We start from the raw sequence: 21323 nt of genomic DNA, 5'->3' as shown, positions 1-21323 counted from the left end.
GTGATATGACCTGTTTTAATCTAAATATGGATCTAGTATGGATAATGTAGATTTTGCGCAGTCATATGTTGAGAATATTCGCAACAACGAAATTCGGTCTATTCAAACCCAGCTAAGAACGCATAGTTCTCATAAACATTGCCGGGACTGCGAAGAACCAATTGGTCTTGATCGCCGCAGGGCTGCACCAAATGCAATCAGATGTATGGAATGTGAACGAGACAAAGAAAGGCAAAAGAGGCTATATAGATAATGCCTTATACATTTCCGCTTTTCGATCAACTCGCCACCCGATTGAGGGAAGGAGGCGGATTTGAAGAGTTTATTCAGCTGCAGTATTTGATGCAGCGCGCAGATAAGATACATATTGGGTTTGAGCACTGCGAAAGAGTTTGGCAGATCATCACCCATAATCCCAGAATAATTGAATGCAACTTAGATAAAATAAGTGTACCCAAAGGAGATCAGGTTCTATGGCTTGAATGGGGACTTGCTCCGCGTCATGCTCCCAATGGACCCTCCGGAATAAGTGGTTGTTTGATTTTTAACACTCCTCAGAACGGCGAGAGGACAATGATGTTCCCCGTTTGGAAGCTGGGTGAGGTCTTGGGGCATAGTATGGTTCTGGGAAGTCTTGATACTGCATATTTGAGCGGTGCAGCCTATAATGCACGCGAGTTTTATTCCAATGTTGCTGAGGAGAGCTTTGATCGTATTTTGGCATCTTTAAACTTCTCGGTTCCCAGGGGCTTTCAAGATGCCATTGTGGCCACGAAAAGTGAAAATCAAGCACGAATAATTGTAGAGGAAGGCTCACGTGAAACAGTACTAATCATTGCTCTCTTGACCCTATTGGGGTGCGATAATGTATTTATTAGAGATCGAAACCTTGAAGTACAAAAGGTACCAAAAAGTCTATTGGAGCTGGTTTTTGGAAAGCCTCGATTTCAGTCATTTAAGCAAACTGGTGGACAGCTCAATTATGTCCCATAATTTGAACGGCCAAGTAGGAGGGGATGCTTGGTGAGTTATGTGAAATTCAAGAATTGTGAGACTGGCTCCTTTGAAGTCTTGGCAAATAAAATAACACGGAAAATACAATTAGCTTGTCCTTATTCTATTGTCTCAGCCATTACCAACCAGCATTTAAGTGAGAATAAGTTGTCCCTTCTTTTCACTCATGAACACTTGAAGGATATAAGTATCCGCGCCATTCGGGACGGTGGTGAGAGCCGATTGATACTCAAAATCCTTGGCCTATGGCCACGGCAAATGGATGAACGGATCAAAAGGATCCACACTATGTCCAGGTTCTCACCCATACTGGTGGGCTCATCAGCTTCATTGCTAACGGATGTATTGTGGCAACACTGCAAAAGAGAGCTGCAAATGGAAGAGATCGGAACGAGTGCTCTACAATATATAAAAACGAGTTTTGATACCGAAGGGTTATTTTCGTGGCTGATTGAGACATCAATTGCATCGCTGGCACTTTATGTAGGTCTAGAAGTCGCAAGAACGGATCAACATGGCTGACTTTGCATATATAGCTTGTCCTGAACATATGGAACAGACATTTGGATTTCGTATTTGGGGTGTATACTATGAAAGAAAGGGGCTAGGACGGTCCTGTTTATATAAGGAGAGTGAAGAGGGGCAAATGAAAGACCATTTGCATGATCTTCCTATTTTCCCGAAGCAGGTCTGGACACGCAAAAGCATTTATCTTCCAATTGAAACAGAATTGAAGGCCATAAACGCAATTGAGGCATGTTTGTGTAAGCAACCGGCCACACGGTTTGCCGAGCGTGACTTTATAAAGATCGTGGTTCTTGTCTCATATATGTTTTTGTTAATTGGGCTGCTTTTTTATCCATATATCAAATTTAATTAAGGTCAAATAATATGAGTTTTGAGGTCATTCTTCTTGCACTCCAATTAATAACCGGAATGGAGCAAACAAAGAATATTGATATTGTTGTGACCACACGTACACATGATACTTTAGACTTTTGGCAACAGGCTTCTAATGGTTTGTGTTCAAAAACAAATGAGTTTTGTAATATAGCGGATGTTCAGTTCTTAAAGGGACACAGTGAACCTATGGGAGTTGCGTGGACCATGGACTATACATCAGGAAAACGTGCCTGTGTTATTGCGCCTCCCTCTGATCAAATCAACGGGGAATATGTTGCCAATCAGATGGGCAACAGTTCCCTCCCAATGAACTTGCGCGCTCCCTTACACGATGTGCAAGCATGGTTATTGCTATATCACGCAGCCCATTGTCTTGATGAAGGTGTTAGTGAGCCTGAGAAGGCTTTTGCTTCCACATTTGCCACATTAGCGCATGGCCTGATTTCAGGAGAGGCAACATTTACTATTGGCGGCAAGTATCGTTCTGAGTGGAGAAAGATGGCTTATGCATCTGGTTATGAGAGCGCGCAAACTGCGGCTGATTACATAGAACGTATGTATTTGGACCGCTGGAAGGGGGAAGTTCATCGTGAGTTGTCACGTTCATGCAGAACATCGGTTATCCATTCAAAAAATATGAAGCTGGAGACAATGAAACGTGACGATCGACTTCCGGAAGGTAGCGATTGTGTCGCGGACGCAGGCGGGCCTGGCCGGCCGGCGACTGTCGCAAAAGGGATGATTAAAGATAGTAATTTATGGTTATGGCTTAAGAAGGTGGAGGGCAATGTTAAAACAGTTGAACCACATCAGTACCAAAGCTATTTTGGGGAACCAACTGCCAGTGTTGACGCCTTATTGGACTTAACCCAAAGAATGCAGCGCTGAATATAAAATGGGTATGACGTATTCCGACAGTTTGAATTGGGAAGTAAGGCTTTGAATAGATACTTTATGAGCATGAAAATACGCTTTAAAATTGAAATGATGTACCAACGTGACCGATTACGAGCACGCCTTGTGGGGAACAAAAGAGGGGGGGGGCATCAGCGTCTTCTTTCAATAATTTTTCCAAGTGACTGATTTTGGAAAAAATTAAACCGCATATGTGAAAAACTATCTGCGTCATAAGCTCCATAGGCTCGAATAAAGGCAGCTGTTAATGCTTTCGTCCCAACAATCATTTGGTTTTCATTGGAGTTAAGTTCAGTCAATTGTTGGATATACCTCGATGAAGACTTGCCCTTTAGAACTGCCAAATGATGGTAGCTGTTACTTGCCATTTTAAACAATTGAGTGCGGCTGTTGACATCAGTCTTGAAGACATTGTCGCTCTCTTCAGGTACAACAGAAAGAGTTGGTCCCTCAACTGGATGCCAAGAAGTCTCATCCAAGTTTAACATGCCGTTTCCAAACGGTGAGAGAAAGAGCTTAACCCGGAAGTTTGGATTGTAATACCTGGTCGTGTCATCAGGCATATTGCTGGTTTTAGCCCCCGCGATGAGTTGAGATATAAAGGCGCCAAATCCATGCCCGGCAATTATTGGCCTATCCGTCTTAATTTCGCAGTTTGTTACTTTTTCAAACTCGCTAATCATATTTAGAATGTCCGAGCAAGCGCGGGTACGGTCATACCATGATGATTGATCGGTCAAGAGCTGCTTAAGTTTCCAATCTGGCACAGATAAGTGGGATCTTTCCCGGAGCGTAACGCCTCTGCTCAAGAGAGAGTCATCATGAATAGGGGCAATAACAGTGAACCCATGGGACGCCCAATGCCATAACAAGTCCTTATATGCCAGAGGATCCGAAAGTAATGAGTGGGAAAATACTATTATGTTGGTAGCCGCCCCTGTATCAGGGAGTGGGCAAAAAATAATATACTGACCTCCTAATGTGCTTTTGTAACGTAACGGGTTTAGCGGAACTGCAAAGTTACCATGTGTTGCATATCGAATGTATGCCTTGTCTTTGCCAGTTAAGTTGGGCTGTAGCAGTGTTTGGGCAATAGTGCTAGAGGGTGCCATCAAAGGCATTGATGAGATGGCGCCAATTGTGATGGACCTACGTGTAATATTCATGGGACTGGCCTACATGTCCTTCGTTGTCCTTCATTTCCATCGTACGTTTTCGTGTACTGGGTAATCTGATCTCGAAAGCAAGGCAATTGTGCTTGATACAGATCTAAATCTTTTGAAAGAACCCGTTCGTGTGACGTAATAATCTCTGGGTCATGGACAACCAGCCAATCCTCTTTACCTGAAATCCATTGTAGGGAAGCATGAGCACCCTTTTCTAGAATAAAACTATTCAAAGAAAGGGCCTTTTCTCCAATGCAGTTATCAGAGTTAACAAATAGGTTTATAATTTGTTCAAGGCTTATTGATTGTCGGTTCTCTCTACTTCCACCTATTTCATAGCGAATGTCATCTTCCAAGTGAGACCGCTCTTTTATACCTCTGGTCTTACGCAGAAAAGAAAGCGCATCCTGCGGTTCAATGTGAACGTCTTTGGTCAGAACAAGGTTGGGTGAGATACCTAAATGCATGCATGCACCGCTGCCTGTAGCGTATGTCATGGCGCGCTCAAGTAAATTTGTAAGGTATATACCCGGTCCCGCTTCAGCTCTCCCCCCCTTCGGGCGCTTAACTTCTGGTGGTGATTTCCATCGTTGGCTTCCATGCCGTGCATTGATCATTTAGGGTACCTTTATCTCATTTCTTCACAGCATACTCCTAATAATATTTTTGATAAAGCAAGTTTTATTCTGAATAGGATAGAAAGATAACCTGAATAGGATAGTCATGTTATTGCCACATCGCATCATGATATATTGTTAGTGAACTCAGTAGATAGGTATGAACACGTATCCAAGTCTCATTTTTCTAACTGTGTAAAAAAAAATAAAAAAACACGTAAAAGTTTATAATGAAACTTGCAAATATTCTAGGTAACTTTCTTTTAAACGAAAGTGGTAGGGGGCTTGGCCTTTAAGGTAAATTTTTAAATAAATCTTTTTTGTGGCTAAAAAATGAGCTAGAAGCCACAAACTCGCTTTCTGATTGATATGGGTACAATTGTAACTACGAATAGGTTAATGTCTGATGTTAGAGACACAAAAACAAAGCTTAAGTAAGGATCTTAGGTTAGTAAACGCTGCCCTGAATGATATGATTATTGATACAAACATACTTGGTATTTCACTAGTATCTGTTGCATCTCCATACAGTGAAGTCTTTGAAACTTACCAAGATGAAGAGTGGGAAGATCTTGGTATATTGGATAATGGTCGTGAAACCATAGTGTTGGCAGTTGGGAATGACCTTAAGTCCAAGAAAGTCGACCATTCACAGGTCACAAAGTTATGTGCGCGCAGTATTGCCCATGCGCTCTACAAATATTCAGATTATCGTCCATATGGTCTTGGGGCTCTCTACAGAGAGGTATTTTTATTTACTGTCGAGGCAATAACGTTCTCTGCATACCATCAAGAAGCAGACGAAAATAAATTGTATTTATACTCTTTGATCGAAGAATTTATCAAAACAAGACTTAGCAATTATCAGACACATACTGGTGATGTTAAAGTATTACTGTCAAACATAGCAGACGTAGTTGCTGAGAGTAACGGTATGTTCATACAGGGAGACGTATCAGCTATGGACATACTATCTCTTTCGCATCTTGTTATTGAAGAAGAGGTATTTAGTCTGAATCACACAGTATTTGCAACCTTGTGAAGCATATTATCCTTGCACTACATATCCTATTGATTGCCTCTTATCCTTCAAGGGCTGATGAGTCATGGCTTAAAGTTCGTGAGCGTGCGATGGAGTTAAGTGAGCAGGGTAGAGCTCAGGAGGCATATATAAGCCTTAGTCTATTTACATCTACTGAAAAGGCTGCCGGGATTGATCATGAATTTTATCAAGGGTTTCTCTCATATATAAACGGTTGGAATCAAAGGGCTCTTGTACATTTTACGAATATGATCAGTTCTATTGATGGTGAGAAAAATGCAGACACAATAGCAAAAGGATACTTTTGGCGAGGGTTTGTAAAACGTCAAACTGGAAATCCAAGTCTAGCCGAGACAGATATGTATAAGGCAAGCTTAGCTGGCCACGAATACTATTCTGCGCTTGCTCGGCAGTTTGGAAGCTATAGTCATGAAAAGCGTTTCCATTCAGATATTACGTCAAAATTTCCATATGCGAGTTATTTGTGGAAGGATAAGCGAGTGCCTTTATCTCTCTTGCTGGCTGTAATTTGGCAAGAGTCACGATTTAACGTTACTGCAGTATCACCGGCAGGTGCACTTGGACTAATGCAAGTTATGCCAGCAACTGCGCGTGATATTGTAAACTCCGTAGGTTCTAGATTGCGTATGGATCTATTGGCCGGGAACGGGGATTACAACGTGGCGATTGGATCAAAATACCTTGGAGACCTTCTCACATACTACAATGGCAATATGATGCTCGCCATTGCTGCTTATAACGCTGGACGGACAAATGTTGATGATTGGATAACCCGTTTTGGGGACCCAAGAGTGAGTTTAACAGCAGCGATTATATGGTGTGAATCTATCCCCTTCAAAGAGACCAGAGGTTATGTTCAAAAGGTCTTGGCAGCTTATGTGATCTATAAGGGAATGAGCAAAATGGTTCACACCAGCCCACCTTCGAATAGTAGATAAATTTCTCATCTGCAGGGACACACAAGTAACGCTTGGTACTGCTGGTATCTTTCTATAACGATGCTAACTGTTTGAGTGATCATAATCTCTTTTCGAGATATAGTCAATTCTGGTGTATGAGCATTTGCTTAAGCAGCTTTCTGATCGGGTTGTTGTTGTTCAATTCCATCTTTGAAGTCGATGCCTGTGATGAGTTTGCCAAGATCGGCAAAGCCGCGTAGTTTTCGCCATCTTGTCTGTGCGCATTGCGCGAGTTTGAACATCATCTGCAGCATACCATCGCGGCTCAGGCACCCCTTAGCGCGTTTGGTGCGGTGTCTTATAGTAGCGAATGTGGATTCAATGGGGTTAGAGGTGCGGATGGACTGCCAATGCATCTGCGGAAAATCATAGAACGTGAGGAGGTCGTGTTGGTCCTTGAGAAGGCATTCTACGGCCTTGGGATACTTACCCTCAAACTGTTCAACAAACAGATCAAAAGCCGTTTCAGCCTCTGCCTTCGTCGGCGCCATCCAAATATCCTTTAGGGCAACCCTTGCCTTGTCCTGCACAGACTTGGGCAGGTAGCCCACGATATTGTTTGCCTTATGCACCCAGCAGCGTTGATGGCGGGTCGTGCTGTAGACTTGGTCAAGGGCGAGCCAGAACCCCATAGCCCCGTCACCGGTTGCCAGTTTGGGCGCGTTCATGCCACGCTCTTTCAACTTTAACAGCACCTCCCGCCAGCTCTGCGTGCTTTCGCGCACACCGTCCTCGATAGCAAGAAACTTCTTGTGTCCCAGCGCGTTAACACCAATCACAACAAGGGTGCACAGTTTAACATCTTCTGCCCGCAGGCCGCTGTAAATGCCGTCCGCCCAGATATAGACCCACTCGTCCTGATCCAGACGAGACTGACGCCAGTGTTCATACTCGCCCTTCCATTCTCTCTTCAGCCTGGCGACGGTATTGGCAGAAAGACCACTCGCCTCGGGACCAACCAGAACCCTCAAGGCCTCTTCCATCTCACCGCTTGAAATCCCTTTCAGGTAAAGCCACGGTAAGGCGGCTTCCAGACTTCTAGCCTTGCGCACATAAGGAGGTACAAGGGCTGAATGGAATGTCACAGCTTTGCCGGAGCGTGCGCGAACCTTGGGTACCTTCACTGAAACGGGGCCAATCCCGGTCTGGATTTCGCGCTCAGGATGGTAGCCATTACGCACAATTCGAGCTTTACCACTCTCTTCAAGTTCACCTTGGTAACTGCCAAGAACAGACTGAAGTTCGGCTTCAATAGCTTTCTGCAACAACTCCCTCGCTCCTTCACGCAGCAATTGTGTCAGTGAATCATCAAAACCAGCTCTTTGACGGGGAAGATCAAGAACATTATCCTTATCCATGGTAGCGTATCTCCAATTGGTTGAAATCTTGATTTAGGCATCAAACATTCAACCCGATACGCTGCTATATCAAAAGCCCCATACACCAGATTCAGTTATAGCTCTCTCTTTTCCATTGTGGCGCTTATTTATTAAATGCCCCAGCTAATGGGCTCCAGGTATGGATAGAGGGGGTATCACCTATTGAGGCGATTTTGGCTGGTACTTGTCCTTTTTCTGGCCTATAAACAATTGCTGAGGCCGTGTTCTCATATATTTTATACCAGCTGCCAGCTGATAATTTGTAGATTTGAACTAAACAACCATCCTGATTGCACCGTCCATTTGATCGATTGAGAATAAACAGTTCGGGAGTATTATCTCCTAGTAGCTGTACAAGAGACATAGCGAACACGGGCTTTTGTTCACTGTGGTTCCCATGCTCAAGTAAATCCGGAACAACGACCTCCGTTTCCACCCTTTGATGGAGGGGGTGATACCTCCTCCACACTGGCAGTTTAAAGTTTGCGGTTAAGAAAAAAGAAAGATCTGAAGCTTTTTCATGATCATGTCTTTCATCTGCAAACGCACTGCTCATAAATGTGAACACCAGACAGACAAACACGTAGGTTCTATTTATTCGCATCCACTCATTCCTGCTTGCTCCAAGTGGAAATGGACATAAGCGCCTTGATACCCAGGATAGTTGGGGGACAAAACGAGATTAAAGTTCTCACAAGCTGCATCATAGGCTTTCTTTACAATAGCTGTCTTGGCAGTTCCCGCCCCATTTTTAGCGTTTGCAATCTCACCAAAGGAGTACTTTGTGCCGTTAACGATAAACCCACCCACATCAATTGCACGTCCAAGTGCATGTTCTGTAACAGTACCCGGTTTATTACCGTTTTTGTCCCGTTTAGGTCCGCATGTACGGGTAGAAGATATGTCATAGTATTCACTCGCGCCTAGAGATTTGAGTTCCTTATCAAAGTTAACCATTTGCAAAGCTGTATCACACATAAGGGTCAATTTTCGTCCCCACTCCATACTTGGAGAGCGCGAAATGGAGACTGCATTTGGAATCACGCAGCTATAACCTCCAATGGATCCGTTTGTGTAATTTCCTAGCTCTGAGAACTGTGCGCCCGTTTCGCGCAACTTGGATATACATTCAGGGTCCCCAACAAATGTTGGAGGATTGGTCACTCCGTCTTGGTCTGCAGGAAGGTTCTCAGCAAAGGAGCAGGCAAGAACAAAAGACCAGCTTCCGGTACCTGGTCCAAACGTCATATTCTCACACGCGTCCGCATTAGGACCTTTCTCAGCCTCTTTTGATAATTCTTCTGCTGTATCGCATTGTGCTCGCGTCATCAGTTGTGGCTTATATTTCTTACAAAATTTCTGCGCTTGGGGCGGGTAGGTGGAGCAATCAATGGCACTAAGCATAGGCATAACAACATCACATGTTTTCTTGCTCATGTCCTTTTGGATAGTCGAACATCCGGCCACGGCGCACATATACTTTTCAACACATACCCCATTGCCATCAACTGTATTTTCTTGAGCCCCCCCCTCATAAATGCACTTATATCCATTATTGACATAGTTTTTAACCTTTTGCGCACCAAATTGAGCACCGGCCAAAAGGGCATCTTGTGTGATCGTAGACCCACAGGGTAAAGTATCACCAATTGCTCGATTGGCATCATCCAGATAGTCAATATTGAGCTGATTGATCTCCGTATAGACCCGCTCTTGAATATCAGGTTGGTTTAAAAAATCCTGATTATTTGATACATTTAATTCACGGCGAGCCTTTGCTGACCACGTGAAGCTGTTGTCCTTAGAGTTTCCATCTGGAATGGTATAACCTAAATCTTGAAGTTTCGCCTCGCCAATTTGATACCGACCCAAGTAGCCATGGGAGTTCACTGCTTGATAGCCTCCCGACCCTCCGGACTCTAATGCACCAACAATATCTCTGGCAGAGTTGTTACCACATGTCTGGTTCGATTTTTCTGTAACGGTTTCACCAATACTTTTGGCGGCACTTAACTGACAGCTGTTACCTACGACAAGACATAAGAGGGCTATACGAGTTATAAAGGGTGACTTAATCATCATGTTTTACAAGCCCGGTAGGATAAATATCATCACAACCGCGGAAGAAATATCCAGATTGACTGAGGCTATGGAACATTACATTATCGCAAGAGTTGAAGCTTGCTAACATCTTATCATCTTTAAAAATACGTACTGGACACTCATTGAGGCCACATACACTGGGTGCTGCGAGCATGGTTACAGTAAGTAGGATCGATCCGACTGGCACGTTCCCGACAAAGATGCTAGGTGAAACCAAAGTTCCCTCTGCATCCATGGCTGATTTCCCCCAGTACTTAAGGGCTTCAGGAGTGTTTTGAGAAAATTGTTCATATACAATTGGAATTGACAATGGTTGCGCATATGGTGCTGACACAGTCAATAAAGATAGGAATATAGGATAAATTAATTTATTCATGACACCCAACTTTGTTTATCCTATTCTTTTATCTTGAGGCGAAAATGTCAATGCAAGCCAACAAGTTCCGCAAAATATTGGACAATCTAAATGAACCAACGATATTTTTGATCATGTTGTCCTATTTGTTAGGTGGCTGTATCAGTCAACCTACCAGTGAGCACCCTACCATTCATACACAAATAACCCCGGCCCCATCGTCAGAGTTACATCTGGCATTTTGGCAAATCAAGGCACTTCCACCTCGTGAGAATGAGGACTTCCTGAACGTGTTGGACAAACTGATTAATAAATCAGTTCCTCTTCGATTTTAGCCGAACTTATAACATTCGGGCAATCCACATGGCTGAAAGCATCAAATTTGGTCCATGGTGAATTATACAATCCGTAGAAACTCTGGGATTTCATCTGTATTTCCAATGGGAGTAGGGAGCGGAATGCTTTCATTCATATTATTCCGTTTTATATCACTTAGTTGCCGGCTCAAGGATTTTTGAACTGGAAATGGTTTTAGGGTCTCGTTTTCCTGCGTATCTTCGAGAAAGTTATCAAAGATTGACGCCTCAAGTTTCTTTGCTTCCACTGCACCACGTTGCTCAAAGCATGCCGTAACATTACAAGACTGCAATAAGTGGATGCGAGAGGCATAGAGGGAGCCTTTTGTAACAGCATTTTTTCCAGCCTCATATAGGTCTACAAATGCATAGCCCTCAAAGCTGTTAAGGTTGGTCAATTTCTCGGATTGGATATTGCCTTTTACACTTGCCGTATTTGATATTTTACAGATTTTGGACTTTATATCACCTTGCACTGATCCATGGATGATTACCGTATCTGCTTTAATGCTTCCAACCAAGACTGCATTTTCACAGATCGTTACCTTTTTCGCAATGATGTCTTTTTTTGCATTCCCTTGAACCGTTGTTTCAGGAGAAAACGCATCCTGCGCCTTATTATATGCAGCAGATAAAATCATTCTTGATGAGCCTATTTCAAAATATTGCAATTCTATCAATTAGGATAATATAAATGATATAGGATAGAGTCTAATTATATTTCTAATTTTAATGACTGAAACTTGCAAGAAATTGTGATTTAAAAAAGAATAATTATATAAAGGATCTGGTATGCAACTGATCACAATTCGCGATGTTGATGGAAATCCCCTGTATGAGGGCAAATCGAAAACATACGGCCAGTTTGTCGAAACTCTCGTCAAACGTAATAAAAGCCTTCAGCGCGCAAATTTACGTGGACTGTCTTTGAGGAATAGAGATTTTAGCAATGGTGATTTTTGCGGTGCTGACCTGTCAGGGGCTGATTTAACTGGTTCAATAGCAAATAGAGCAAATTTTGCACAAACCAAGTTGCACGGTCTAAAAGCAAATGGATTGTCAGCTTTTAGAGCAAACTTCTATGGGTGTGACATCAAGCCTCTTGACGTTGTTTATCAAGACAATCCCAAAGAAACCACCTTTACTGGTGCAAGTTTAACCTTTAGCGACTTCAAGCACGCTTGCATTGAAAACGCCAATTTTTCTGAATGTGCTCTCGGTAGCAGCACGTTCGTAAATGCAAAGCTCAATAAAACCGACTTTTCAAGGTCGTCCATGAGTAATGTTGATTGGTCCGGGGCCACATTAGTACGGAATAACTTCAGAAAGGCAAATCTAGCACCAACCATAAAAATCCCGGCCAAAAGCCTACCCGACTTCACAGACTCCGCGCTCATAGCAGGGAACAACTATGAGGGCGCTGAATTAGGGCAGTCCAACAGAGGGTTTGCCTCTGACAAACTGGTTGGGAAAATTGTGAAAGGCATAACAGTTGCTGCTGGTATTATGGGCCCGTTAATTGCATCGCGCTATGTACCTCTCGAACTGGATTTATCACCGGTTGAAAAAGCATTAGGTTCTGGTGCTGGGTTTATCGCAGTCGCGGGTTTAGTTGGTTACATTCAAGATGAGGTTAAAGAAAAAGTCTTTAGTACTGTGTCAAACTACTTTGACGAAAAAGTCTTGAAAATCCGCAGTAAAATCCATGCCCTCAAAGAGGGGACAATTGCTGCCAAAGAGTTGGCAGTAGCATTAATGAGTAAGCATGAAGCTGTAATCGTGAAATCTCTTATGCGCTCCACCAATCGTAGTTGTATATTCCAACGCGTTGGAACCCTTATTTCAGGTCAAATAGATGTCATTGTATGCGATCGTAAGCACCTGGCTGTGGCTTTGAATAAAATGAGTGCATCTCAAGATGGAGAACTGGGATTGACGAGAGATGTTTTGCTTGTCCAGGAAGGGAAACGTACCTTAGGCCCAGATGCGATCTACCTACGTAAAAGCGGAGAAATGGTTGCTATTTGGAAAGATCCCAAAAAACCCGATAACACAACCAGCTTTATGTATAATGCCGATGGGCAAGTACTCGACTCAGATACCTGCTCTGTTGATGAGATCCCAACTGCATTAGAGCTGATAAATACTTTTTCAAAAGACATCCTGAACTATCACAAGGTTGATAACTTTGACCACGATGCAACAACACATAGACTTCTGGCGGGGCGGGATGGCACAATCACCGTAAGGCGTAAAACAAACGGGCATATTGATAATCCGCATGGTCCAGCAATTATCTATCCAGACAATAGCCAGCAATGGAAGGGTAGTGGGACACGATTAAAGGGGAGTGATTGTGGCCGTTCGCGTTAATAGAGCACTCCAAAAGCGGAAAAATGGTGTCACAATCGACCGAAGAGAGTCTAAACAACTCTCTGCCTTTGTTGAATTCCCGATTGCATCTAAAGTAGAGCAAGTCAAGGATACTACATTTCTCAACAAGCAAGAGATTTTGGCCAAATGCATCAACATGCATCTCAAAGCTTCCGGTTTTGAAAAAATCCTATCCGAATGCAATTCGAAATATGTGATCCGCAATAAAAGTAAAGCTAAATTCAGAGGTGGTCCGGTTTGTTTGTACAGGGAAACGCTTTTCTTAAGTGGATGCGCTCCGTTTATGCCGCTGTTTGATGGTTTTGCGGCGCATGATTGTAGTAAGCCTGATCCGGGGTCTGCCCGTCAAGCGATGAATGTGGTCGAGTTTGGTTATAAAAAGCGATGTATGTCCCGATGGACTTTCTGGCCTCACCTACACTTGCGTAAGCCTTGAGATAGACCTCCTCGTACTTGATGGTCCGCCAGAGCCGTTCGACAAACACGTTGTCCCTCCAAGCCCCTTTGCCGTCCATGGAAATCTTGATGTCTTCACGTTTCAGCACCTTGATGAATTCCTGACTGGTGAACTGGGAGCCCTGGTCTGAATTGAAAATCTCCGGCTTGCCGTGCTTGCGTAGCGCTTCCTCCAGAGCCTCAATGCAAAAATCCGCTTCCATAGTGTTCGACAGTCTCCATGACAGGACTTTGCGTGTGTACCAGTCAAGGATGGCGACCAGATAGACAAACCCCTTTTTCATAGGAATATACGTCAGGTCGGTGGCCCAGACTTGATTGGGTTTTGTGACCTTAAGATCGCGCAGCAAATACGGGTAGATTTTGTGCCTAGGTGCTGGCTTGGAGGTGTTGGGGCGCCGGTAAAGGGCTGCAATGCCCATCCGTTTCATCAGGGAGCGAACCTTAAAGCGCCCGATATTATGGTCTTGCGCTTTCAAAAGCCGTTGCAGCATACGGCTCCCGGCAAAGGGATATTGCAGATGCAACTCATCCAACCGGCGCATAAGGGCGAGTTCTTCCTGTGAAACTGGCCGGGGTAGATAATATACAGAACCGCGCGAGATCCCCAGCGCTTTGGTCTGACGGCTGATGGACAGTTTGTGGGTGCGGTCAATCATTTTTTGGCGCTCAGCAGCCCGGCTTTGGTGAGCGCACCGGACAAAAAATCATTTTCCAATGTCAACTCGCCGATCTTGGCATGAAGGTGCTTGATATCGACCTCGGCTTCGACTTTGCCCTGTTGGTCAGCGCCGAACACATCCGGCATGCCGACAAGTGCCTGATCCTTCCACACTTTGATCTGATTGGGATGGACATCAAAGTCTTGGGCCAGTTCGCTCAGCGTTTTCTCACCGCGGATGGCAGCTAACGCTACTTTCGCCTTAAAAGCCGGGCTGTGATTGCGCCTTGGACGTCTTGCCATGTAATTCTCCTGTTCGTGGCATAATGCCAGTTTCAGAAGCGAAATCCACTTATACCACCTGTTCAGATTTCCCGAGCCATCTCTTTCAGTACCAGCAGCACAGTCGCTAAATATAGGAAAAAAAGAGTTCGCATATCAGGATGGTACCACACAGATGAAGTTGAAAAGGTACGCTCTATCTGTAAAATAAATAATTGGAAGATAGAGCAATTGTTGAGAACCGCACTTGTAAATAACATAGATGGAATTAGATAATTCATAAATTAAGTTACAAATACTGAAGGACATATGGAAATGACTTCAAATAAAACGCAAAGTGAGACTTTTCTCAAAGAGCGCTATGCAACCTTAGAAACCATGTTGCAAAAGCATGATCTACTTGATGGGCTGACAGGTGCAGACAAAAGTTCAATTGAAGATATATTATGCCGTGGGTATTGGGATGGCTGCACCCTCAAGGATTTTTCCAACTTATTTGCTGATGCAGGGGATGCCAACTTAGAAAGTTATTTTGAAAGAACAGAGATAATAAATGCTTTAGACAAAATTGAGCATAGCTCTGAATGGCATATAGAAAACTGCGATAAACTGTAGATAGCTACAGGTTTCAGGTTGTAGAAGGTCGGCTTATGACCTTATCGCAGTAAATAAACGGGATTGCTTTTGGATAAAAGTATGCCGACCTTCCATATACCTGAGCCTTTAGAGGGCCCACCATTGTATGATGGAAACCTGTAATTAAATCAGTTTATTAGTCACTTTCATTTGTCTTGGTTTTGAGAAACTGTAAATTTTGGGAGCTCTCATTCTTTTCGCGATCAGACTTCAGCTGTGGGAAGAAGTGGTATAATTCTCTATTCTTTTGTGGCTTTCCAACAATATTTATTGAGTGGCTATTTCCTGTAAATGGGAGAATACCGTCCCCCTGATACGCTTTCCAAACAGCCTCCAAAACGCTGCTTATTTTACCGTTTGCAACAATTAGCTGTAACCTCATATTAGATAAGCCAGTTTTTACCTTTGATATATATCTTTTTGCATCTTCTTCAGTAATGATGTCCGGTGGACGAATAATCGCGTCTAAACCAGATAGGATTTGATTATTTAGGTTATCCAGTTTCATGTACATAGACAGCAAACCATAGTTGTTGGTAGCCATTGTAATATTCATTGTAAGCTCTTTTGGGACAGGACTTACCTCCATCGCTACTCTTGCATCTACTTGGTGTCCTTGCGCAAACTGATCCAATGGAATGCTACTTAATTTTTGTAGGTATCCAGATGTTGCTGCAAAAGATAATTTTAGCGTTGCCTGCAAAGGTATTGGGTATGCACGGCTCCACTTGGGGGCAATCAATTCTAAATTAGCGATGGAAAACGTATGGTCTTCAGCGGTAGTATGTCGAAAATTTTTAATGTGTATACTTGAGTACATCAAGCCGGGCAATCCTGTAGAAGCATCACGGATTTTAAGATCATTTACGACAAATTTATCAAAGCTTGTTCTCGTACCATTAGGGGCAGCCCTCTTAAACCCTGTAATTGAAAGCTTATCAAAGAAAAAATGGGTATCCCCGTTAACAGGGTTGACCATTTCAACTTTACCTATTTCAAAACTGGTAGTTCCATTTAGACCTTGATTTATGCCGCTTATTCCATAAAGGGTTTCTTGGCCAGCATAATAGGAAGTTTCTTTAATCCTATGTGCGTTATATTCAAGATACTCCAACAACATTGAAGTTAATTCGCTACCGACTGCTACATATTTCGAGTTTAGTGACGCATTAATGTCAGAGGTTTGTTGTGCATTCGCACTCATGTATGAGGATAAAAAAGTGAATATAACAGCTGAAATGTAAAAGATAGATCGCATAATATGAACCTGATATCTTTGTAAGATAGGATAATATTGCAGGAAACAAACTGATACCCATAATATATCCTAAGCACAGACTTTTCTGTTTCAGTTATTTTATATAAAGTATATCTATAAGATTTCAAACCTAGATGCAGGATGCGAGTTCGCTCATTTGCAGTTGGTAAGCCAAAATCCCTTGGCCATGTATAAATGGGGTATGGAGCGCTTAATTGTCTACTCACGGAAAACAACTTTTCACCGACATAACTCTCGAATTATATAATGGTTGTGCTGGCTCTTGTACCGGCTGCTTGTTGTCAGTTGCCGAACGGGGCCAAGGCTTTCCGCTTATGTCGATTAGCATGTTCGAGGCAGTTGTAAACCAGATTGCGACATACGGTAAATCAATTGATTTGAACTATCGAATAGTATTGGTGTTCGGAGATGTTCCACAACTCCCGTTGGATGCTTTACACAAATACATAGAAATTGTTCAAACGGCTGGTTTGAGTATTGGTATGACAATGACTTTAACATCTGAAAACTATTGGGATGTATATGAAAGTAAATTGGTGTCAATAATCAATACTTGCCCTAACATTGTGTTCGACATTACAGTTGATCCCATAAGGTTATCTCGTAACAAAGAGTATGGTAATCGCCTTCGAAAGGCTTGCCGTTTAGCGCCAAAAGTTCATTTGCAGATGCTTCTTTCTGAAGCTCTTCTTTCAAAACTAGGTCCACAGGATCTTGGAAAGGAATTGGACATGGAGCTCGAGGGGAGATCAGTTTCTCTTGGTTTTACACCTACAATTGAAAATATGGGGCGTAAAAATTACGGCTATAGCGTAGATAAAGCTGCAGGTTGGGCAACTCAATTTTATAATTCTACGGCCGCGGGCTCAGCACTGTTTAAAGACGAACTACGCCGGTTCAATTCCAGTGGGTCCTATGAACAATTCATTGCTCAAACATACCATGTGAGTAGTGATGGTAAGGTCTGGCCTACTGCATATACAAGCTTTGGAGACGTTATACTTGACTATAGGAATAAAGCCCCAGCACTTGGAGATTTGAAATCTACATGTCTTGATCAAATTTTAAAATCACCGACAGTGAAACGTTTGGGTATTCAATCCTATAATAAATTATTGAATAGTCCGTTCTCATGTTCAGAGTGCGAGCACTTTAATTCATGTAATTTCAATGGGATAGGTATTGTACGTCGTGTATATAAAGATGTCGAGTCACGCCTAGGTTCCTGCTATGGCCCCAAAGCTTTTCTCTGAATTATGACTTAGGAGCCAGATAATGCAAGAGTTTCTAACAATTGCTATGGAATATGTTACACATTGTCATGGTACTTGCCAGACATGTGTTCTTTCACGTTCTGAGCGAGCCGAGAGATCTCCACATACAAAATTGTGTAATATAACAAAGGGAATTGAGGCTATAGCAAGTAGCTACGCTGGAGCACAAAGTGTGGCTCTAGGTATTGGACGAGCTAATATACTCGATCTTGAAAAGGCTGACTTGGATAATATTCAAAGTATCATTCAGACAGCGGAGAGAAATTTATCCTTTCACAAAGGGTATGCGGAAATCACAACATCACTCATAGGAAAGATAAATAGCCAAATTCAGAAAGCTCAATACCTCATGACAAGGAATAGCAATTCAGCTTTTGATATGCGGTTTGTGGTTGTCGGGAATACGGCTCTTTTATCAACCAAATATTGGCAAAACCTTCGCCATTTTATGAGTGAAATTTCAAGCATGCGTAGGGGTGTACATGATCAGGTTGAAGATAGTGGCGATATACTCCAATTGGCGCTTTCATGCGAGACACTCCCAAATATTGATGGTGTCCTTGATCAATTCCCTGGTCACCGCTCAGTAATAAATATTGTCTGGGCGCCTTCCTATGACAAGGCGCTGAATTGCTCCTCTGTGTTAAGGAAGATGGAAGAGTGGCTGGCTGAGTTCTACGTAAAAAGTCGAGATAGGGGAATTGATGCATCGTTTATTGAGCGCGTGGACAACGCCTTAAAGGATGTTGATATATCACACAAAGACGCAATCGAAAAGGCGCAGGAATCCTGTGATTCTATCACATTTATTGATGCAGATGGGAATTGGCACAACGGTCAGTTTACAATTTTAGCTGAACTGGACCCTATACGATTTGACCGAGAAGGTCTGCAAGTGGGAATGAAACATCGTGCCTTAGCGGATGCAAATTCTCTTTTTCGTAATAAAGAATGTCGTAGATGTGAGTTCCGTCCTGCCTGTATTAGCTCTGGTGCATTTAAGTTTGTAAACATGATTAACAAGAGACTAAAGGGTCAGGTTTCAGGTTGCCCGGCGGGTATAAGAAAGACATTCGAAATAGGAGCTGGTTATGTTTAGCAATTTTTTTGACAGAGAAGGCTCAACGTTAGGGATTATGGATGATCTGCAGATAGCGGTACATACCTATGACGGCTGTGCTCGTGGGTGCTCAGGATGCCTTGTCGATAAGCATTTTAAAAATGGCTGGCGGTTTCGAAACATAATTCCATCAGAGGGCATGCGACTTATACACTCTAGGGTCGAGGAGTATTATGATTGGCTTCGAGCGAATATTAACACAAAGGATTCAGGATACTTTGGCAAAAATGGTTTCACTGTAGACCACTACTCTTATACTTTTAGGTTTGGAAACCATAGTGAGCTTCCAGAAGATATGCTGGACGAAATTGCAGAGTCATTTCCAAGTCAATATCGAGTATTCTCGACAGCCCCCTCTGAAGATATTCAGAAATTTGTTGGACTTCGAAACAGATATCCAGGTAGGTACTTTCTTGAAATAATATATGACCCCATCGCAGATTCACCACATGATATTAGGGATATGATCCTTACAATGAGGCAACATGGGATATTAGGATATCCCGAAGTTTTGGTGACACGCAGACTGTTAGACCAGTTCTCCCCCGAAAAGTTTGTTGATGAAGCTATGGGGCCCCTAAGTGACATTAGTGTTCAAATGCAATTTGGCCGGTATACTCCCTCAAAAACAAGAGGATATAGAACATCTCAAGTAGTCACTGTCGACGAAGAAGTAAAGTGGCTGGCAGAGGTTGCACGTTTAACTGTAACAAGAGGGTATGATATACATCCAATACCAATAGGTGAATATGCGGTCACTTTGCTTGATGAATATGGAGAAAACATAGCGTTATCACCAAACGGTTACTTTGATGTAGAGAAGCTCCCGGAGCCCGAACCCTTCCATATAAAACATGTGAAGGATAAAACTAGAGACATATTTCTTTCATCTCTATATGTTGATCACAACCTTGATTTGTTTGTTTGGTCTGAATCGATGGGGCAGCATGTCCTAGACCGCAACTTTGGATATGAACCACTTGGAAATTTAAAAAACTCTTCAATACAAAGCATAATCACAGAACCATATGGAGTTCTTGAAAAGATGCTCAATGAAGTGGTTCGTTCGCTAATCACACACCCGAAGTGTGTTGATTGTAGGTATAAAAGTTTTTGTGCATCTCATGCTGTCCCATTGTTCAGAAAGTGGCACCCGGACAATGGAGAACATTGTTATGGCTACCTCCCGGTTATAAGAGAGTTTCAAAAGAGCAAACCATTTTTAGAGAACATGATATCTGGTTTTAAAGAGTTGGATTTCTAGATTTTTTCACATTAGAGACCGATACAGATGGCGGCTCTGGTACGCACATAGAGGACGAGCGAACCAGAGCCGGAACTTTAAAGAGTTAAAATTTAATGTGGAATGAGAACAACCTATTTCATTGCGGACAAAAAGACATTTATATCGTTTGGTAATCCTTTTGAGGAATAAAACCGTCCTGAGCCATCAACGTATGCTAAGAATGGCGTTTGTAAGAGTTCGAAATCTCGTGCAAAGCTCTCATTTTTTGTGAGGTACGAGCGCGCATCTGCTGACATATTTGGACTATCAGTTAGATGTTGAAGACGCCCACCTTCAGTTTCAAACCAGTAACTGGAAATATTATCTTTGGACAGCATATCCAGCGCCCGTGGTTTGCTTCCTTGAAGGCCCGCAATAAGAATTATCTTTATGCGTAGCTTCCTGTCCAGAACCAATGTCTTTAACTTTGACCATGCTTGGTGGCAAAATGGGCATTGAGGATCCGCAACCATCCATAGCTCATTAGGAGCGCTTACATGGCCCACTTGGAAGTACGCAGTCTCATTTGCTCTTTCAAGGAAGGTATCCCGCGGAATGGAGCTTAAGAACAAGCTTGCATCGACATTTTCTGGCTGTACAACCTCACCACTGGCAATAGGAATGTTCAAGTATGCTTGTGAAATCCGATCTTTGATTTTAATATCAGGAGCTGGCTCTGGAGATGCTGTTTTATTATTTTGAGGAGTATCTTGGCCAAATTCTAATGAAGCTGCATTGAACCTTGCTCGCATCTCGGCCAATTGAATGCCGGTGATATTACGCCCCTTGGTATCATGTAAAACACCGGTGAGGATATATGAACCATCGCTAGTTATGTAAAAGGTCTGCATATCTCCGTTGGCATTCTGACCAAGGTATGCTTCCAGGCCACCGTCTTTACCAATAGCAGTGAGGTTCACACCCTGTGATTTAAGATATGCTACAGCTGGAGAGATGGTAACTCGCTGTTCAAGTGGGCTCTCAGTTACTTGAGCACAGACATTACCAGACAGTCCAAGGGCAACGCCCAAAGTAAAGAGAGCCCTGCGTGAATGGAGCTTGCGCATCGAAATTACCCTATTTTTCTAACAATGAGACCCAAGATA

Annotated in this window: 22 protein-coding genes; 12 read left to right on the top strand and 10 right to left on the bottom strand. The window is 42.9% G+C overall.

Annotated elements, in window-relative coordinates; all coding sequences use genetic code 11:
* Positions 1–37: 37 nt before the first annotated feature.
* The 5 genes from P6574_RS22200 to P6574_RS20885 are packed head-to-tail and all read left to right on the top strand — an operon-like array spanning position 38 to position 2805.
* Positions 38–253: a TraR/DksA C4-type zinc finger protein gene (locus P6574_RS22200; protein WP_405048165.1), complete on the top strand. Its 216-nt coding sequence runs from the start codon at positions 38–40 to the stop codon at positions 251–253.
* Positions 253–993 (top strand): hypothetical protein, encoded by a 741-nt coding sequence (locus P6574_RS20900; RefSeq protein ID WP_310622282.1) that lies wholly within the window; start codon positions 253–255, stop codon positions 991–993. Before P6574_RS22200 ends, P6574_RS20900 begins: the two co-directional genes overlap by 1 nt.
* Positions 994–1023: 30 nt before the next feature.
* On the top strand, positions 1024–1536 hold the full coding sequence (locus P6574_RS20895) for a hypothetical protein (protein ID WP_310622281.1): 513 nt from the start codon (positions 1024–1026) through the stop codon (positions 1534–1536).
* Positions 1529–1894, top strand: coding sequence for a hypothetical protein (locus P6574_RS20890; RefSeq protein ID WP_310622280.1), 366 nt, complete (start codon positions 1529–1531; stop codon positions 1892–1894). The genes P6574_RS20895 and P6574_RS20890 overlap by 8 nt, the downstream gene beginning before the upstream one ends.
* Before the next feature lie 11 nt (positions 1895–1905).
* A complete protein-coding gene (locus tag P6574_RS20885) occupies positions 1906–2805 on the top strand; it encodes a hypothetical protein (RefSeq protein ID WP_310622279.1) in 900 nt (299 codons plus the stop codon).
* 158 nt (positions 2806–2963) lie between these two features.
* Here the strand turns inward: P6574_RS20885 and P6574_RS20880 are convergent, their stop codons facing one another.
* On the bottom strand, positions 2964–3998 hold the full coding sequence (locus P6574_RS20880; RefSeq protein ID WP_310622278.1) for a hypothetical protein: 1035 nt from the start codon (positions 3996–3998) through the stop codon (positions 2964–2966).
* Positions 3995–4615, bottom strand: coding sequence for a hypothetical protein (locus P6574_RS20875; RefSeq protein ID WP_310622277.1), 621 nt, complete (start codon positions 4613–4615; stop codon positions 3995–3997). Before P6574_RS20875 ends, P6574_RS20880 begins: the two co-directional genes overlap by 4 nt.
* 406 nt (positions 4616–5021) lie before the next feature.
* Here P6574_RS20875 and P6574_RS20870 point away from each other — a divergent pair, with 406 nt between their 5' ends.
* Both P6574_RS20870 and P6574_RS20865 read left to right on the top strand, forming a co-directional pair.
* The gene (locus P6574_RS20870; protein ID WP_310622276.1) at positions 5022–5657 is read left to right on the top strand and encodes a hypothetical protein; all 636 of its coding nucleotides are present in this window, start codon (positions 5022–5024) and stop codon (positions 5655–5657) included.
* Complete coding sequence (locus P6574_RS20865) at positions 5654–6616, top strand: lytic transglycosylase domain-containing protein (protein WP_310622275.1); 963 nt, start codon at positions 5654–5656, stop codon at positions 6614–6616. Before P6574_RS20870 ends, P6574_RS20865 begins: the two co-directional genes overlap by 4 nt.
* A gap of 128 nt (positions 6617–6744) precedes the next feature.
* Here the strand turns inward: P6574_RS20865 and P6574_RS20860 are convergent, their stop codons facing one another.
* From P6574_RS20860 to P6574_RS20840, 5 genes are all read right to left on the bottom strand, one after another.
* Positions 6745–7995 (bottom strand): IS256 family transposase, encoded by a 1251-nt coding sequence (locus tag P6574_RS20860; RefSeq protein ID WP_310622274.1) that lies wholly within the window; start codon positions 7993–7995, stop codon positions 6745–6747.
* A 124-nt stretch (positions 7996–8119) separates the two neighbouring features.
* A complete protein-coding gene (locus P6574_RS20855) occupies positions 8120–8572 on the bottom strand; it encodes a hypothetical protein (RefSeq protein WP_310622273.1) in 453 nt (150 codons plus the stop codon).
* A 38-nt stretch (positions 8573–8610) separates the two neighbouring features.
* Positions 8611–10095, bottom strand: a complete 1485-nt coding sequence (locus P6574_RS20850) for an extensin family protein (RefSeq protein WP_310622272.1) — start codon at positions 10093–10095, stop codon at positions 8611–8613.
* The gene (locus tag P6574_RS20845; protein WP_310622271.1) at positions 10088–10495 is read right to left on the bottom strand and encodes a hypothetical protein; all 408 of its coding nucleotides are present in this window, start codon (positions 10493–10495) and stop codon (positions 10088–10090) included. The genes P6574_RS20850 and P6574_RS20845 overlap by 8 nt, the downstream gene beginning before the upstream one ends.
* Before the next feature lie 376 nt (positions 10496–10871).
* Positions 10872–11471, bottom strand: coding sequence for a polymer-forming cytoskeletal protein (locus tag P6574_RS20840; protein ID WP_310622270.1), 600 nt, complete (start codon positions 11469–11471; stop codon positions 10872–10874).
* Positions 11472–11622: 151 nt separating this feature from the next.
* Here P6574_RS20840 and P6574_RS20835 point away from each other — a divergent pair, with 151 nt between their 5' ends.
* Positions 11623–13203: a pentapeptide repeat-containing protein gene (locus tag P6574_RS20835; protein WP_310622269.1), complete on the top strand. Its 1581-nt coding sequence runs from the start codon at positions 11623–11625 to the stop codon at positions 13201–13203.
* A 302-nt stretch (positions 13204–13505) separates the two neighbouring features.
* Here the strand turns inward: P6574_RS20835 and P6574_RS20830 are convergent.
* A protein-coding gene (locus P6574_RS20830) for an IS3 family transposase (RefSeq protein ID WP_310622268.1) occupies positions 13506–14644 on the bottom strand; the annotation gives its coding sequence in 2 pieces (ribosomal slippage) (positions 13506–14380 and positions 14380–14644; 1140 coding nt in all).
* Between the two features lie 288 nt (positions 14645–14932).
* On the opposite strand from P6574_RS20830, the gene P6574_RS20825 reads away from it, so the two are divergent.
* Positions 14933–15238 carry a hypothetical protein gene (locus tag P6574_RS20825; RefSeq protein ID WP_310622267.1) on the top strand — a complete coding sequence of 102 codons (306 nt, stop codon included), beginning with the start codon at positions 14933–14935 and terminating at the stop codon, positions 15236–15238.
* A 157-nt stretch (positions 15239–15395) separates the two neighbouring features.
* On the opposite strand, the gene P6574_RS20820 is transcribed toward P6574_RS20825, so the two are convergent.
* Entirely contained in the window at positions 15396–16463 is a 1068-nt protein-coding gene (locus tag P6574_RS20820; RefSeq protein ID WP_310622266.1) for a hypothetical protein, read from the bottom strand.
* A 269-nt stretch (positions 16464–16732) separates the two neighbouring features.
* On the opposite strand from P6574_RS20820, the gene P6574_RS20815 reads away from it, so the two are divergent.
* Genes P6574_RS20815 through P6574_RS20805 form a run of 3 tightly spaced genes read left to right on the top strand, consistent with a single transcriptional unit; the run spans position 16733 to position 20196 of the window.
* The gene (locus P6574_RS20815; RefSeq protein WP_310622265.1) at positions 16733–17791 is read left to right on the top strand and encodes a hypothetical protein; all 1059 of its coding nucleotides are present in this window, start codon (positions 16733–16735) and stop codon (positions 17789–17791) included.
* Between the two features lie 22 nt (positions 17792–17813).
* Entirely contained in the window at positions 17814–18911 is a 1098-nt protein-coding gene (locus P6574_RS20810; protein WP_310622264.1) for a hypothetical protein, read from the top strand.
* On the top strand, positions 18904–20196 hold the full coding sequence (locus tag P6574_RS20805; protein WP_310622263.1) for a hypothetical protein: 1293 nt from the start codon (positions 18904–18906) through the stop codon (positions 20194–20196). Before P6574_RS20810 ends, P6574_RS20805 begins: the two co-directional genes overlap by 8 nt.
* A gap of 113 nt (positions 20197–20309) precedes the next feature.
* Here the strand turns inward: P6574_RS20805 and P6574_RS20800 are convergent, their stop codons facing one another.
* Positions 20310–21284, bottom strand: a complete 975-nt coding sequence (locus P6574_RS20800) for a hypothetical protein (RefSeq protein ID WP_310622262.1) — start codon at positions 21282–21284, stop codon at positions 20310–20312.
* Positions 21285–21323 lie beyond the last annotated feature (39 nt).

It is taken from the genome of Pseudovibrio sp. M1P-2-3 (assembly GCF_031501865.1).
GTDB classification, from domain to species: Bacteria; Pseudomonadota; Alphaproteobacteria; order Rhizobiales; family Stappiaceae; genus Pseudovibrio; species Pseudovibrio corallicola.
This window is presented reverse-complemented; position numbering and strand designations above follow the sequence as displayed.